Source organism: Parundibacterium terreum (assembly GCF_014636315.1).
Taxonomy (GTDB): Bacteria; Pseudomonadota; Gammaproteobacteria; order Burkholderiales; family Burkholderiaceae_D; genus Undibacterium; species Undibacterium terreum.
Genome location: NZ_BMED01000001.1, coordinates 1,278,293 through 1,294,121, shown reverse-complemented (window position 1 = coordinate 1,294,121; position 15,829 = coordinate 1,278,293). Strand labels below are relative to the sequence as shown.

Genomic DNA, 15,829 nt, shown 5'->3' with positions numbered 1-15,829 from the left:
TGTCCCTGTTTTTCAACCCACCGATGTTTTTCAAATCACCGTTTTTCAATTCACCGCTTTTCAATTCACATTAATAAAAAAGGAAAATTTATGAAACATATAGCTACATTGCTCCTGACAGTCGCCGCAGTTGCCGCTGCAGTTGCCACCTCTGGAACTGCTCTGGCCGCACCGGGAGCAGTCAAAAATATCGTCCTTGTCCATGGTTCGTTTGCTGACGGTTCAGGCTGGCGTCCGCTGGCCGAGATACTGGAAAAAGACGGCTACCATGTCGCTGTGGTCCAGCATCCGGAAACCTCGCTCAATGACGATGTCACCGCAGTCAAGCGCGTCTTGGCACAGCAGGATGGCCCTGTGCTGCTAGTAGGCCACAGCTACGGCGGCGTAGTGGTGACCCAGGCTGGCACCGACCCCAAAGTTGTAGGTCTGGTGTATGTTGCTGCCATGTTGCCGGACGAAGGGGAAGCGGCGGGCGAACTGCTGCAAAAAATCCCTGCCGCATCCAAAGCGGTGACACCGACAGCGGACGGGTATCTCTACCTGGATCCGGCGCAGTTCCATGCCGATTTTGCAGCGGATTTGCCCAAGGCGGAAACGCATTTCATGGCGCTGTCGCAAGTCTTGACCAATAGCTCCGCATTCGGCCAGAAAATCGTCAATCCGGCATGGAAGACCAAGCCTAGCTGGGGCATTGTCGCCACCGAAGACCGGGCCATCAACCCCGAGCTGGAACGCTTCATGTACAAGCGCGCCGGCTCGCAGGTCAGTGAGATTAAGGCCAGTCATGCGGTCTATATCTCCCGCCCGAAAGAGGTTGCGGCCGTAATCGAGAAAGCGGCCGCATCGATCAAGTAGGCGCCAAGCAGCTTGCGCTTCGTGCTTCTGCAAACCGGGGCGGCATGCAGCCTCTGGGCTCTTTTTTTTGAAATGAATCTATCATGACCCATGCCAATTCATTGCTCAATTCATCGAGTGATTACCGTGCCCGCGATGCCGCGATTACTTGTCAATCCTATTCCCTGGTGCGCAAGCTGGAAGGGATTTCCTATGAGTTATTTGAACTGTATTGGCGCGACGTGCATGGACCGCTCTGTGCCAGACTACCCGGCCTGGGCTTCTATGTACAGCACCATTTCTCCCGTGAGCGTCGTACCAATCTATGGCCAGCCATCCCCGACGTAAGACGTATCGATATCTCGCTTGATGGCGCCGTAGAGATAGGTTTTCCCAACATCGTGGACCAGAACCGTTTTTTCGACGCCAGCAGCATCCTGTTCAGCGAAGAAACCCATCTCTTCGGCTGGGACAATGCGTACAGCCTACCGCAGGGATCGCACACCTATGTGGATCGCCAGGCGGACGGGATACCGAATGGCCCAGATAAACTGCATCGCCTGCACCTATATTTGAACGGCAAGCCCGGTACGGAGTTCCATGCATGGGCTATTGCTTTCGCGGAACACTTGGCAAGTGCGGCGGCGGTGCAGAAGCTGCGTCTGCATCTGCCTGAAGCGTACGACAACGGGCGTCCACAGCCACCATCTCCGGGCGTTGACCATTACGTCATCGATGACATGCTGCATCCGGCAGTCATGGAGATCGGCTTTGAAAATGCGTTGGCTGCAAATTTGTTCTTCGCTAGCGACGATTTTCAGGCCGCTGTTGCCGGGCAAAGCCGGCATATCCAGGCTATGGCAGTCTTCCTCGTCGCCGGTGTCTACACCTATATCCGTGATAGCACACCGACCACGGCGGGACTGAGGGGCAGCCGTACCGCAGAAATCATCGGCGTGATGGGTGCTGCAAATCAAACCTATAGCGAGGTTACCAGCCTGTTTTATAACAAACGCTGAAATAACAAGCGGTGAGAAGCGCGACCTGCGTTTTTCTTTCTTGATAGTATTTTTGAAAAGCGAGAAGAATCATGAACCTGAACCCTGGTTTGGACCCCGCCATCCTGTCCCACGATGAGTATCAAGCAGTTGCAGATCAACTGGACAAATTGTGGAGCAGGCCGACGACAGCGAAAGACCGCATGGAGATAGAGCGCCTGCTGCAATTGATAGAACCTTGGGACCTAGACATCCCCTTGATAGCGCTGACTGGGCAGGGCAACGTCGTCATTCATTAGCATATGCCGCAGCAGCCGCTGCAAGCCTCACTGAAACACTCACAGAAAGAGAAAATCATGAAAATTACCCGCAATGGATCAGCCGCCTGGACAGGCGGTTCAGTGACCGGCAAAGGCACGCTGAGCACGCAAAGTAAGGTGTTGTCCAATCAAGCTTACGGATTCGGCAGCCGCTTCGAGGAACAGGCCGGCACCAACCCTGAAGAATTGATCGCCGCAGCGCATGCCGGCTGCTTCACGATGTTCTTGTCCTTTATCCTGGAGGCGGAAAAGAAAGTGGCCGAAAAGCTGGATACTACGGCGGCACTCACGCTAGAGAGAAGTCCGGAGGGCAGCTTCGATATTACTGCCGTACACCTGAAGCTGGTCGCGAAGGTGCCCGGCATCGATCAGGAGACTTTCGATAAACTGGTGGCGACGGCAAAGGCGGGATGTGCAGTGTCGAAGTTGCTTAACGCCAAGATCACGCTGGAATCGAGCCTGATTTCCTGATTGCACCGCCTCAGTGCAAACAAGTAGTTCAATCTGCCGGCACTCTGATCATGGTGCCGGTGTCAATTTCGCTTCCACTAGAGCTCCGCGCATTTTTGCCTGATTGCGAAGAAGACTATTTCGAAAGCATCGCAGGCATCGCCTGCGGCATACCTGAAAAATAGGCTGGGCTCTGTTTTCGCTTCATCCTTATATTTTGAAAAACAACAATCAATCCTGGTTTGCGCAATTATTTCGTGTACGATGTTTTGCCCGTGGATATCTCGCAATCCACCTAAAATTCATTTCAGAAATTATTCAAATGGAAAATTCAAGGTCCTGCTCCGAGAAATCGATGGTGCCCCAATTGCTGCGCCGTTGCCGCTGGTTTATCCGTTTTTTATTGCTGACTGCGCTGGTTTCGACTCCCGCTTGGGCAAAGACAGAGGGACTATTTGGGGCTTACTTCCATACCGCCTGGACGCAAAGCGATGGAGCTCCAACCGGGGGCTTTTCTTTGACACAGGATGCCAACGGCTGGTTATGGTTTGCCGGTGGGACGGGAGGATTGTACCGCTTTGATGGCTACAAGTTTGAGCGCATGGATGCCATCGACGGCAATAAACTGTATGAAAGCACGATCGCAACAGTAAATGACATCGATGGCGCCCTCTGGATTTGTTATCAATTTGGCGTCATTGATCGTTTTAAAGACGGCGTGCTGACACGCTTCGGTGAAAAAGAGGGTCTGCCCGGGAGTACCGCGCTTGAGGTTGTGAAAAACCCTGGAGGCACGATCAGTGCGGCAACATACTCGGGTGTCTATGATTGGGATGGAAAGCGCTGGACACGCGTATGGCCCGCTGCCGGGCAGCCTCCTGCACCAGCCGAAAAAATGCTGTTAATCGCTGACAAATCCCTGATCATACGTGCCGGTCATACTATATTCAGGCGCAAGCCCGGGGAATCGGACTTTAAAAAGCTGGACAGCGACGTTGAGATTGTTGAGCTATACAACGTCAATGGCCGCAGCACTTTCTGGGGAGCGAGTTCCGATGACTTTGTCGAGTACGACCCTGTGGCCAATCGCATGCGAAAGAGAGTCTTTGAGGCGGATCTCAAGGATGTCAACAAGATGTTCATCCAGCACAACGGAATCATCTGGCTGATTGCGGAGAGCGGCCTTAAGCTGCTCGGCGGAGATAGCCATAAAGTGGTGGATGTGCTGACGAAAGAACGCGGACTCAGTGGAGAGATAAACGACTTGTTTGAAGACAGGGATGGCAATTTGTGGGCATATACGTCGAACGGTGTAGACCTTTTTCGGCGTGTCAAATCCCACGACGTTGAATTGCCCAAGAATTTGCAGCGTGTTGTGCTGGCGCCCGACAATGATGGTTCTTTCTGGATGTCCGGCGGTACTCAGCAGCCATTGCGGCACATAGCTGCCGATGGTTTCATTTCGATGAAGCAAATGGATCCGGTAGAAAGTATTATCCGGGGTACAGACGGGGTAATCTGGGCTGCCGACCACACGCGCCTGGCACGCTATGCCAACGGAGAGGAACAAACCTGGGATCTGCCGGACAAACTGCAATATCAGGTTCAGACGATGGTACAGGATCTGGACGGTGCTGTGTGGATGATCGCCAATATTCCCGTTCGGGATTTATGGCGCTTCCAAAATGGACAATGGGAAAAACACTCCGAGCGCAAAGGCTTTGACGGGCAATGGCTGCTCTACTTGTATGTGGATGAGCGCAATAGATTATGGCAAGGGTATAGCGGTAACCGGCTTGCCGTGGCCGATGGCGCTACTGTCACGCGCTACGACAGCAAGAACGGACTGCGCGCCGGCAGTATCCAGAGTATCGTCAGCCGGGGCGACCATACGTGGGTGGCGGGAGATCAGGCGCTGATGCTGCTGAGAAACGGTAAATTCATTACTTTCTCACGGTCCGACGGCAATGACTTCAAGGGCATCATGGGGACCGTTGAAACCGCAGACGGCGATCTTTGGTTTATTGATGAGAGTGGTATTGTCCATATCACGGCCGCTGAAATTGCATCCGCCGCAAAAAAGCAGACCCTGAACGGCGGCAATGCACGGGTTGAATTTGAGCGCCTGGATTATCGTGACGGCGTCATCGGCAGTCCCCGCACTGTGCGGCCGCTACCCGCTCTGACTGAAACCCCGGATGGCCGCTTATGGTATGTGACCTTGCACAATGCGGGCTGGATTGATCCTAAGCACATTATGCGCAACAAAGTGGCTCCTCCTGTCCAGGTGATGGGAGTGACGGTCGATGATAAACACTTCGCGCCGCGCACCGGCCTGCGTTTGCCCGAGCGCAGCGAAAGCCTGCGTATTGACTACACGGCAATTGCCTTGACGATGGCGGAGCGCGTGCGTTTCCGCTATCGGCTGCAAGGCGTCGATAAAGACTGGGTAGATGCCGGCAACCGCCGCAGCGCCTATTACACCAACTTGGGGCCGGGTGACTATCGCTTTGAGGTATTGGCTGCCAATGAAGACGGCGTATGGAATCTCACCGGCGCGACGCAGGAGTTTTCAATAGAGCCGACGCTGGTGCAGACGGTGTGGTTTCGTGCGCTGTGCGCTGCTTTCGCGGCATTCCTGCTTTGGCTATTGCATCGCTGGTGGCTGCACCGGCAACTGCAGCAAGTCAGAATGCGTATGAGCGAACGTCTTGATGAGCGTACCCGCATCGCTCGCGAGCTGCATGACACTTTGCTACAGGCAGTGCAGGGCCTGGTCCTGAAAATTCACGCGACCATTGCACGCATATCAGATCAGGAAGAACGAAAAATGATCGAAGGTGCTTTGCAAAGTGCCGACGATGTCATCGCAGAAGGCCGGGAACGCGTACAGGGCTTGCGAAATCTGGAGCCAGAGCGCGATTTATTGAGCTCATTCAAAGCGGAGGGCGAGTCGCTGGCCACCGCTGCCAAAGTTGAGTTCATTGCACAGGAAACAGGCAAGCCGCGCCCTTTGCACGCCATCGTTAGCGAGGAGTTATGCGCCGTAGGGCAGGAAGCAATCAAGAACGCTTTCCGGCATGCACAGGCGAGCAAGATTGAAGTAGAAGTGCATTATGGCGAGCAAGAGCTGAAAGTGATTGTGCGTGACAATGGGCAGGGAATTCCTGCCGACATACAGGCCGCAGGTGGCCGCGACGGACACTGGGGGATGGTGGGAATGCAGGAGCGCGCCAAAAAGATCAAGGCCAAACTGGTTGTTCGTTCAGAACCGGGTGCCGGTACAGAGTTGACACTCAGCCTGCCCGCGCAACTGGCGTACCAGAAGGCCGATGAAAAGAGTTTCTGGAAAAAATTGTTCTAGGCCTGTGTGCTGCTATCTGTCTTAAAGTTGCCGGCGTCACCATTATGATGCCGGCACATTTTCTGCGCCCTGCAAGCCCGCATCTTTTTGGGGTGCTAGCTCATCAAGCCGGTGCGCGCGTATCCGTATCTTGTTGGTATTCTTCCCCGTCGTCATTTCCGGCTACCCTAAAGTACTAGCTCACCGCACTCATTTCGCGTGATGTGCTGCGCACAGCTTGTCCATACACTGCAAATCATGCCTTTGCTCTTATGCATGCAGGCTATTCAGTGGCATCCCAGCGGCATCTCGGCCAGAAGGGTATCGCTCTCAATATCAGAACTCCCAAGGAACTGGAAAAATGGTGAATATCAGCGGTACTACCGAGGCCAGCAAGGCCGTCGTGCGTCAATTCTATGTGTGTGCGGTTCAAAAGGATCTGGCCCGCATGGAAAAATTGCTACACCCGGACTTTACATGCGGAGCGCCTGACTACCTGCCATGGGGTGGAACAACTATCACTGTCGAAGAGTATTTGAAGGTGACGCTGCCGCAGGTAGCGCGAGTGCTGGATTTCAGTCGCTTCTCGTTTGCAAGCCTCGTCGCAGAAGGAGAGGATGTGGTGGCCTTGATCAACGTTGGTGTGATGGGAACATCAGCGATGCTGAAGATTTCGGAGCATTTTGTGATCAAGGACGGTAAGGCAAAATCAATCTGGGTCGCCTACTACGAACCCAAGGCCCTGACGGAATTGATAGCCTTGAATGCCCGGCTGGATCAGGCGGCCTGAACCGGTGCAGGAGCTTGCTTTGCATTGCTGTCAGGGAATCTGATTGACATCTGATCAGCATAAACCGATGCCGCAATAGTGTTCTATATTGTGTTTGACATTTTATCTGAGTTTAGACAAAATATCTAACATGAAAAAGAAAACTCCGGAACAAGCGCTGTTGCTGAATCAGCTCAAGCAGATTGCCCAAGGCTTGGGCGCCACCTTCGCACCGTTTTGCGAAGTCGTGGTACATGATCTGCTGGACCCCAAGCATGCGGTGCTGGCCATCCATAACAATCTTTCCGGCCGCGCAGTCGGCCATCCGGCTACCGAGCTGGGGCTGGCGCGCATCCTGGACCCGGATTTTGAGCAGGTGATTGCCAACTACGCCAACCAGTTTCCGGACGGGCGCCAGGCGAAGAGCACGTCCATCGGCATCAAGGATGGTGACGGCAACTATATTGCCGCGCTGTGTATGAATGTGGACCTGACTCTGTTTAACAGCTTCCAGGCGGCGATGTCGCAGTTCGTCAGTGTGGATACGGCAAATGCGCCGAAGGAAATGCTGGACCCCGCCAGTGCCGATCTGATACGCGACAGGATAGACCAGTTTGTGGCCCGGCTGGCGACTACGCCACGCGCGCTCAAGGCAGCGGAGCGCCGCGCACTGCTGCAGGAATTGAAGACTGCCGGCCTGCTGGATGCACGCCGCGCCATGGAAACCATTGCCGCCCATCTGGGCGTGTCTCGCGCCTCGGTGTATAACTATGCCAAATAATTATGCCTGATCATGTCTAATGATGCCCAACTCTTATTGCTGGACAAGAACGCAGTAGAAGCATTGCTGCTGCCGGATCAGGTCTTGCTAGCCGTGCGCGAAGCCTTTACGCTGCACAGCCGGCGCGAGGGCCGTATCTTCCCTGTGGTGCGTGAAGCCTTGTCCACCGGAGGCACCTTCGGCATCAAATCCGGTGATGTGCCGTCGCAAGCTTTGCTGGGCTTCAAGGCAGCGGGGTTCTGGCCAGCCAATCGGGCCGTGGGCGCTGAACCGCATCAGGCGACAATATTGCTGTTTGATCCGGCTAGCGGCCGTCCGCTGTGCGTGGTTGACGGTAATGCCATCACCACCGCGCGCACCGGTGCTGCCGGTGGCATAGGCCTGCAATTGCTGGCGCGGCCTGATAGCCGGCAGGCCTGTGTCTTCGGTACCGGCGTGCAGGCACGGGTGCAGTTGGAATTTGCGTTGAAGCTGTTGCCTGCGCTGCAGGAAGTAAAGTATGTGTCATCAAGCGGCAAGGTGAACGCCGCGTTTGAAGCGTATTTTTCAGGCAGGTGCAAGATCGCACTTGCCACAGATGCCAACGCGGCGGTTGCTGCGAGCGATATCGTCATCACAGCCACTCCGGGAGCTGGGCCGCTCTTTGATTTGCAGGCAGTGCGGCCCGGCACCCATCTGAATTGCGTAGGCACGGACACGCGCGGCAAACGCGAGCTGCCGGCAGGCTTGCTGAAGCAGGTTCGCCTAGTCGTGGATGATGTGGAGCAGGCGCGCCGGATAGGCGAAACCCAATGGCTGCCGGAAACGCCTTGCACCGAAATCGGCGACCTGCTGACCGGGAAGAGCGTTTTGCAGCGGCATGCAGACGATATCACCGTCTTCGACATGACCGGCCTTGCGCTGCAAGACTTGACCGTGGCCAGGCTGATCCAACAACAGGCAATGGAGCAGGGCATGGGTTCCCGCATTGCGTGGCCCTGGTAGCCTGCTGTTCTAAATAGGCTCTCAAACAGACTCTTCAAACAGACTCTTCAAACAGACCCTTATTTTTTATTCCCTTTGATCCTCTTTCACTCATCAGGCCAGACCATGAATACGCTTACGCTCCCCACTTTCGAAGACGTCGTTGCTGCCGCAGAGCGCATCAAGGGCCATGCACACAAGACACCGGTGATTACTTCGCGCACCCTCAATGAAGAGCTGGGCTGCGAAGTTTTTTTCAAATGCGAGAACCTGCAGCGCATGGGCGCCTTCAAGTTTCGCGGCGGATTCAATGCCCTGTCCAAGTTCACGCCTGAGCAGCGCAAGGCGGGCGTAGTGGCATTCTCTTCCGGTAACCATGCGCAGGCCATCGCGTTGTCTGCCAGGCTGCTCGGCATGCCTGCCACCATCGTCATGCCGCAAGACGCGCCTGCCGCAAAAATCGCCGCCACCCGCGGGTATGGCGGCAATGTCATTACCTATGACCGCTACACCGAAGACCGTGAACAGATAGGGCGCGACCTGGCAGAGAAGCATGGCTACACACTGATTCCACCGTATGACCATCCGGACGTGATCGCCGGCCAGGGTACGGCAGCCAAGGAATTGTTTGAAGAAGTAGGCGAGCTGGATGCTTTCTTCGTGCCGCTGGGCGGCGGCGGACTGTTGTCCGGCTCCGCTCTGGCAACCCGCGCGCTTTCGCCCAACTGCAAGCTATATGGCGTAGAGCCTGAAGCCGGCAATGACGGCCAGCAATCCTTCCGTTCCGGTTCCATCGTCCATATCGATACACCCAAAACCATCGCCGATGGTGCACAGACGCAGCATCTGGGCAACTACACGTTTGAGCTTATCCGCCGGCACGTGGATGACATCCTCACCGCCAGCGATGCCGAGCTGGTGGAGGCGATGCGCTTTGCCGCTTCGCGCATGAAGCTGGTGATAGAACCCACAGGCTGCCTCGGCTTTGCTGCCGCCAGAAAGATGAAGGAGCAATTGAAAGGCAAGCGCGTGGGCGTGTTCGTCAGCGGTGGCAATGTGGATATAGAGCGCTTCTGTAGCCTGCTCGCCGGCTGATAGTAGATTGGGCCATGCATGCCATCGATGAGATGGCATGCATGCATGCGCTTCGTCATGCCGGGCTGCTCCTTCAGCTACTGAGTGCCTGCAGCAGTTTTAGCCCGTCCGGCGTGCCCCATCCTGTGCAGGCATCCCATCCTGTCGCTGCTTTTTGCGCGCCGTTATTTCCCTGGGTAATATCCCGCGTGACGCCTTTGCCTTTTAGCGAACCGTACAATAGGGGATTCAAGAATCCCACCGGGTGCCCCAGTTTCTGGTTGAAGAGCGCAATCAGCCCCGCCCACAAAGGCGCGACCGCGCTGGTGCCGCCTATCACCAGGTTTTTACCATCCACGCGCACCGCATAGCCGCTGGTCGGATCGGCGTCACCCGCTACGTCCGGTACGCCGCGCCCCGTCAATGCCTTGCCCAGCGCGGTTTGATAAGAAGGAACAGGGAAGTGGGTGCTGAAGCCGCCGCCGGTGGCGCTGTCCGCCGCCTCATTCCACACGGTCTCGGTGAGTGCACCTGTGGCGCTCACCACCAGCTTGGTGCCGCCGCAACCCAACGCATGCGGCGCGGATGCCGGAAAGTCCACATTCTGGCTGCCATCGGTTTCGCCATCCGTGGAGCCATTGTCGCCTGCGGCGGCACAGATGGTCACGCCCATCGCTGCCGCATCGGCAAAGGCTTGTTCAAAGGACGCCATTGCCTGCGCGGTCCAATGCACTTCCGCCGAGCCCCAACTGATGGAGATGACAGATGGCTTGTTCACCTTGTCATGTACGGCAGTGGTAATTGCATCCAGAAAACCGCGATCGGTATTCGGCGCAAAATACACCGCGATAGTCGCCTTGGGTGCAACCGCGCCGGCGACTTCAATATCCAGCATGACCTCGCCGTCTGCACTGTCGGATGTGGTTGGGCGGTTCTTGGCATGATCGACGGAAATGACTTTGACATTCGGTGTCGCCAGGCCCAGGCTGCTGAAGTAGGTTTTGATATCCGCCGGACGCGTGCCGCCGCCCAGCTCAATAATGCCTATGCATTGGCCCTTGCCGTCCAGGCCAGGAGGGAAGTTATACAGTTTCGCCAGCTCCGGCGGCGTAAATGAGCCATTGGCTGCGGCGTGCGCTACCGGTGCATCAGCCAGGCGCTTGATCTTGAACTTGGTGGTTGCCTGCGGGCGGTCATCCAGGCCAAAGACGCCTTCAACAATGGCCGCAATATCAGCCGGCACAGATACATGCCCGACGCGGCCGCGATAGGTTCCATCTGGGTGTTCATATTCTTCCAGCGTCACGCCAAAAGCCTTGTTCATTGCGGCAGCGGTACCGGAAAGGATCATGCTGCGCTGTGCGGCGTCGGTTGCGACCAATACCAGTTGATGCAGCTCCGCGAAAGCTTTAATGGCGGCAATGTCACTCGCACTTGCCCCATGCGCGGCGGCAAATTCTTCGCGCGTCATATAGCCGCGTGCGGCGGGATGCGTGTCAGCCGATGTCGCATGCGTGCCGGTTGTTTGCGAACCGGATTTATCCCTCAGCCTGATGGTGATTTCTACCTGTTGATCGGGCTGGACCGGTCCCAGGGAATGCGCGCCGCGCATGGGCTTGCGCTCGCTGCCGGCGACGATGGTGTGTGTGGAATTGCTTGCCATGATCTGGTGCTCCCAAATGCAAATGGATTGCGAACAAAAATCGGGAAGAACTATTGATGGCGCTAAGCCATAGATGTGTTCTATGTGAGGCATCTGTTAGCAAGATGCTCAGCTTATTGAGTATAGAAGTGCCTGCGATGAAGGCAATCTGTTTCGCCAATTTTTACATTTGAGCTTTACTGCTGCATCTTCTTTCCCTGGCGAAACTAGGGGGATGAATAACACCCTGCGTTTTAAAAAAAAGCCGTTGCATAAATATTGCAACGGCTTCATTACATCAGTTGGTGAAATTCTTTTTCAAGGCATCCAGCCCATCGGTATAAATGCCGTGGAAAAGCTGCGTGACTTCTTCATCACTGACGCCCACCGGCGTGAAGCTGCCCGACCATTCCACCAGCGACCCCTTGTTATCATTGGCTTCGCGTACACGTAGCATGGACACGTAGTTGCTGGCGGGGAAGGGCGCCTGCATGATGGAATAGCTGTAGTAGCGCTCCTTTTCATTGAAGGATTGCAGCCTTTCTATGATGACGTCACCTGCCGGTGTTTCCAGCCGGCGCACGCGTCCGCCGTGGCTCAGTTCGCTGCGCGGGATATACGGCAGCCAGTTCGGTAGTGAATCGAAACCGCCTATCAATTGCCACACCTGGTCCGGCGTGGCTGCAATCTCTATGCTTGCTGTGGTGCTGGACATCGCTTTACTCCTTGCCTGAGCGGTTGGCCGAATCAATAGGAAGTGGTGCATCGTGCGCCACCAGTTTTTGCTCACGCATCTCTTGCCAGAACGCCGCCGGGATGGTTTCATTCAATGCTGCCTGGTCTTCCGTGAGGCGCTCAGGCCGGCTGGCGCCCGGTATTACTGCGGCAACCGCAGGATTGGCCAGGGCAAATTGCAAAGCTGCTGCCTTGACGCTGATCTTGTGGCGCTGCGCGATCTGCTTGATCTGCTCCACCTTGGCAATGATCTCCGGCGAGGCCTTCTGATATTCAAAATGGCTGCCGCCTGCCAAGATGCCGGAACTGTAAGGGCCGCCGACGACGATATCCACATTCTGTTTGGCGGCGGCCGGCATCAGCCTTTGCAGCGCGCGCTCATGGTCCAGCAGGGTGTAGCGGCCTGCCAGCAGGAAGGCATCCGGTTTTGCTTCGGCCAGGTCCAGTGTAATTTCCAGCGGTTCCACGCGATTCACGCCCAGGCCCCAGGCCTTGATCACACCTTCTTCACGCAGGCGTGTCAATGCGCGGAAGGCGCCGGTACGGGCAGTTTCATATTGCGCCAGCCATTCGTCGCCATAAAAATCCTGCGCCACATCATGTACCCAGACGATATCGATATGGTCGGTTTTCATGCGCTTCAAGCTGTCTTCTATAGAACGCAGCGTGGCGTCGGCGCTGTAGTCGTTGACGATCTTGTTGGCGCGGCCAAACTCAAACAAGCCGCCTTTTTCGCCGAGGTCGCGGCTGGAAGCATCTTCCAGTTCATCCAGGATCAGGCGGCCAACCTTGGTGCTGAGCACATAGTCGCTGCGTTTGCGTTTTGCCAATGCCTGGCCCAGACGGATCTCGGACAAGCCCGCACCGTAGAAAGGGGCGGTATCAAAGTAACGGATGCCGTGGTCCCAGGCTGCATCGACCGTTGCCATTGCTTCATCTTCAGGGATGTTGCGGAACATATTGCCCAGCGGCGCTGTTCCAAAACCTAACTTGCCTTGCAGTCTATTCTTGATGCTCATTTGTCATTCCTTCATAAGTGTGTTGTGTCGGGGCCAAATTGGCCGCCCTGTATCCCCGCTATGGCTGCTGTGGGCTACTGTGATTCTTTGCTTGCAGTGAAGCGGTGAGGAAAGTATAGGTTGACGACATTAGACTGTCCAAGACATAATTTAGCTACCTTAAGTCCTTTTGGGTCTGATTGGATTCATCATGTTAGATATACGCCAACTTCACTATTTCATTACCGTTGCCGAAGAAGAGCATGTGGGCCGGGCATCCGAGCGCCTGCATATTTCGCAATCGCCGCTGAGCCGGCAGATCGTGCAACTGGAAGAAAAGCTGGGCCTGACGCTGTTTGAGCGCAGCCAGCAACGCATACGCCTCACCCGCGACGGCCGCACTTTCCTGGCGGAGGCGCAAGCCTTCATGACCCATGCCAAACGGCTGGAGGCGCTGGCGCGCCGGCTGGGCAAGGGAGACGAGGGAGGGCTGTGCATAGGCTATATAGAAAACGCCATGCATTCCGGCGTGCTGCCGAACGCACTGCGTAGCTTGCGCGCCACGCGCCCCAAGGTGCATGTCGCGCTGTATAGCCTGCAATCGTCGGATCAGCTTGAGGGTTTGCGCCAGCGCAGCCTGGATATTGCCTTGCTGTGCGAGCCGCCATCGTCCAATGATCCCGATCTGGAGTGCGCGCAGGTGCTGAGCGATCCCATGTTGCTGGCGCTGCCCAAGTCGCACCCGCTGGCGTCCAAGGCAAAACTTGCTCCGGCCGACTTGGCAGGGCAGGAATGGATAGCGGTAAAACACCAGGAGGGCATACTGGGACACGACAATTTTGTGGCGGCCTGCGCCCGCGCAGGCTTCACGCCTGATATCCATATGGAAGCGAGCGAGCCGCTGACGGCGCTTGGCCTGGTGGCCGCCAACCTGGGCATTACGATGGTGCAGGAAAGCTTGCGCCATCACGCGTCGGCCAGCGTGGTGCTGCGCGAATTGCCGTGGTTTAGCTACCGCACGCCTTTATGGGCCGCCTGGCACAAAGTGAACCTGCGGCCGCTGGTAGGGATATTCCGCGAGACCCTGCTGGAGCTGGCGCAGCCCGGCACGCCTGCGTAAATCTTCATTGTGCTGTGCAGGGCTGCCGGTAAGGGCCGTCGGTCCTGCAGCATTGCCGTCATTCGGCGATTTTTTTAACCTCTATCGATTGCAGCCATTTCACATGCCGCGGGCCGGTGCGCAAGTCCTGGGCGGAAATCATTGCGATGCGGCCTTCGTCATCGCCCAGCGGCGCGCCGTCTTTTTCAAAATAGACGATCACGCCGTCACCCAGTGCCGAGTTGAACACTTCGCTCCACGAATACACGACCTTGTAGCCGTCGCTGGCACCGGCAATGATGACGGTTTTTTTCACATCATTGTGGTCCTTGGTGGATACCACCGCTTTTTCCAGGATATCGCGCAGGCGCACGCCCTTTACATTGATCAGCTTGCCCACATTGGCGCCGGAACGTCCCTGCAATTGCACCTCGCTGATCTGCTGCGGTGGAAAAGCTTTTAAATCCGCCACCTTCAGCGTGAGCTTGTTGTCCACCGCGCCGCTCACGGTGATGCTGTCGGTGATCAGTTTGGATGGCTCCATGGCGTTGCCGGCAGCATGCGCCGAAGTGCCGTAGGCAAGGGCGCAAAGAAGCATAAAACCATGAGCTCTACGGTGCAGGGAGTGTGCAGCCGCTGACGTGGCCGAGGAGCGGGTTGATTCGGTATGGCGGTCTGTCATTGAGAACATTACGGGCATCCTGGTGCGGGAAGTGAAAGGGGAAACCGTAATATACGACGAGATACGAAGGCATGTCGCGCATGCAAATAATTTGTTATGCATCAACGTTGTAAAAAAATAAAAACACCCATTGAAGTTCTCATTACCGCTCGGAACTTGGCAAGATTTCATGGCTTCCTGATATCGCATCAATCACATCAGCGTTTCCGGAAATTGTTCATTTACTCATTCATCAACTCTTTCATCAATGCCTTCGCTGGGCTTGCCGCATTGACAAAATCTATGGAGCGTACAGCGTAGGGAAATGCGTCGATATTTTTTACATTAAAACCGTGAACGATACGCGTCGAAATGAACCCAGGAAATTAAATCATATAAATCAATTGATTATGCGAAAAAATATTTCTTGGCATGGCATTTGCTGATACGCAAGCAGCAGGACTCAAAAAAATAGTAGGACTCAAAAATAATATTTTTAAATTAAGGGAAATCATCATGAAAAAACTAATAGTAGCGGCCTGTATGGCCCTGGCTTCTTTTGGCGCTTCGGCTTCGGTCCTGACGGGCGACACCGTGACGATCACTTTCAACCCGAACGTCTATACCCAGAGCTTTACCGTTGGCGCTGGCGATGACCTTGTTCTGCAAAATTTCCACTATGACTTGAACGGTGGAGTGAATGGCGACAGGTTCACATTTACGTCGACACCTCAGAGTGGGACATTTGCCGGCAGTAGCAGCTTCACGCTGTCCGGGCTCGACTTCACTGATGGATCCTTGCTAACTGGCTTTAACCTGATTTCGGATTCGCTATCGAACTTTTCATTCACGACCACCGCGCATTCGATCACCTTCAATTACAGCAACAGCTCCGCCCCCATCGGCACTGTGATAGACGGAATTTTCCTGACCTCGAATGCTGTGCCGCTTCCAGGTACGTTGCCTTTGCTGCTACTGGGCTTGGGCGCGCTTGGCTTCGGCTTGCGTTCGCGTCGCGCGCTTGGCACTGCCCGCGCTGCCTGAACAGTAGCTCCAAAAGTCGCGATACGAGAACGCTAAGCCATACCTGATATGGCTTAGCGGACTTGGCAAGATAAAAAGCTGGCAAAGAGTAATAGGCTGAGGCCGTTCAGCGCCTCTT

Annotated in this window: 15 protein-coding genes; 11 read left to right on the top strand and 4 right to left on the bottom strand. The window is 55.5% G+C overall.

The window, feature by feature from the left end:
* The first annotated feature begins 90 nt into the window (after nucleotides 1–90).
* From IEW12_RS06065 to IEW12_RS06025, 9 genes are all read left to right on the top strand, one after another.
* Nucleotides 91–855, top strand: a complete 765-nt coding sequence (locus IEW12_RS06065) for an alpha/beta hydrolase (protein WP_188565038.1) — start codon at nucleotides 91–93, stop codon at nucleotides 853–855.
* An 83-nt stretch (nucleotides 856–938) separates the two neighbouring features.
* The gene (locus tag IEW12_RS06060) at nucleotides 939–1,853 is read left to right on the top strand and encodes an EthD domain-containing protein (protein ID WP_229750942.1); all 915 of its coding nucleotides are present in this window, start codon (nucleotides 939–941) and stop codon (nucleotides 1,851–1,853) included.
* Nucleotides 1,854–1,924: 71 nt separating this feature from the next.
* Complete coding sequence (locus IEW12_RS06055) at nucleotides 1,925–2,131, top strand: hypothetical protein (RefSeq protein ID WP_188565037.1); 207 nt, start codon at nucleotides 1,925–1,927, stop codon at nucleotides 2,129–2,131.
* Between the two features lie 57 nt (nucleotides 2,132–2,188).
* Nucleotides 2,189–2,623 carry an OsmC family protein gene (locus IEW12_RS06050; RefSeq protein ID WP_188565036.1) on the top strand — a complete coding sequence of 145 codons (435 nt, stop codon included), beginning with the start codon at nucleotides 2,189–2,191 and terminating at the stop codon, nucleotides 2,621–2,623.
* Nucleotides 2,624–2,924: 301 nt separating this feature from the next.
* A complete protein-coding gene (locus IEW12_RS06045) occupies nucleotides 2,925–5,966 on the top strand; it encodes a sensor histidine kinase (protein ID WP_188565035.1) in 3,042 nt (1,013 codons plus the stop codon).
* 340 nt (nucleotides 5,967–6,306) lie between these two features.
* Entirely contained in the window at nucleotides 6,307–6,735 is a 429-nt protein-coding gene (locus tag IEW12_RS06040; protein ID WP_188565034.1) for a nuclear transport factor 2 family protein, read from the top strand.
* Between the two features lie 130 nt (nucleotides 6,736–6,865).
* On the top strand, nucleotides 6,866–7,495 hold the full coding sequence (locus IEW12_RS06035; RefSeq protein ID WP_188565033.1) for a helix-turn-helix transcriptional regulator: 630 nt from the start codon (nucleotides 6,866–6,868) through the stop codon (nucleotides 7,493–7,495).
* Nucleotides 7,496–7,507: 12 nt separating this feature from the next.
* The gene (locus IEW12_RS06030) at nucleotides 7,508–8,479 is read left to right on the top strand and encodes an ornithine cyclodeaminase family protein (protein WP_188565032.1); all 972 of its coding nucleotides are present in this window, start codon (nucleotides 7,508–7,510) and stop codon (nucleotides 8,477–8,479) included.
* A gap of 105 nt (nucleotides 8,480–8,584) precedes the next feature.
* Nucleotides 8,585–9,553, top strand: a complete 969-nt coding sequence (locus tag IEW12_RS06025) for a threo-3-hydroxy-L-aspartate ammonia-lyase (protein ID WP_188565031.1) — start codon at nucleotides 8,585–8,587, stop codon at nucleotides 9,551–9,553.
* Between the two features lie 73 nt (nucleotides 9,554–9,626).
* Here IEW12_RS06025 and IEW12_RS06020 read toward each other — a convergent pair whose 3' ends face one another.
* From IEW12_RS06020 to IEW12_RS06010, 3 genes are all read right to left on the bottom strand, one after another.
* The gene (locus IEW12_RS06020; RefSeq protein WP_188565030.1) at nucleotides 9,627–11,195 is read right to left on the bottom strand and encodes a S53 family peptidase; all 1,569 of its coding nucleotides are present in this window, start codon (nucleotides 11,193–11,195) and stop codon (nucleotides 9,627–9,629) included.
* A gap of 277 nt (nucleotides 11,196–11,472) precedes the next feature.
* Nucleotides 11,473–11,889, bottom strand: a complete 417-nt coding sequence (locus IEW12_RS06015) for an SRPBCC family protein (RefSeq protein WP_188565029.1) — start codon at nucleotides 11,887–11,889, stop codon at nucleotides 11,473–11,475.
* Between the two features lie 4 nt (nucleotides 11,890–11,893).
* Complete coding sequence (locus IEW12_RS06010) at nucleotides 11,894–12,928, bottom strand: aldo/keto reductase (RefSeq protein WP_229750941.1); 1,035 nt, start codon at nucleotides 12,926–12,928, stop codon at nucleotides 11,894–11,896.
* Nucleotides 12,929–13,118: 190 nt separating this feature from the next.
* Between IEW12_RS06010 and IEW12_RS06005 the strand changes: the two genes are divergently transcribed.
* Nucleotides 13,119–14,027 (top strand): LysR family transcriptional regulator, encoded by a 909-nt coding sequence (locus IEW12_RS06005; RefSeq protein WP_188565028.1) that lies wholly within the window; start codon nucleotides 13,119–13,121, stop codon nucleotides 14,025–14,027.
* Between the two features lie 58 nt (nucleotides 14,028–14,085).
* On the opposite strand, the gene IEW12_RS06000 is transcribed toward IEW12_RS06005, so the two are convergent.
* Nucleotides 14,086–14,550: a molybdopterin-dependent oxidoreductase gene (locus tag IEW12_RS06000; protein ID WP_229750940.1), complete on the bottom strand. Its 465-nt coding sequence runs from the start codon at nucleotides 14,548–14,550 to the stop codon at nucleotides 14,086–14,088.
* Nucleotides 14,551–15,099: 549 nt separating this feature from the next.
* On the opposite strand from IEW12_RS06000, the gene IEW12_RS05995 reads away from it, so the two are divergent.
* The gene (locus IEW12_RS05995) at nucleotides 15,100–15,711 is read left to right on the top strand and encodes a PEP-CTERM sorting domain-containing protein (protein WP_188565026.1); all 612 of its coding nucleotides are present in this window, start codon (nucleotides 15,100–15,102) and stop codon (nucleotides 15,709–15,711) included.
* Nucleotides 15,712–15,829 lie beyond the last annotated feature (118 nt).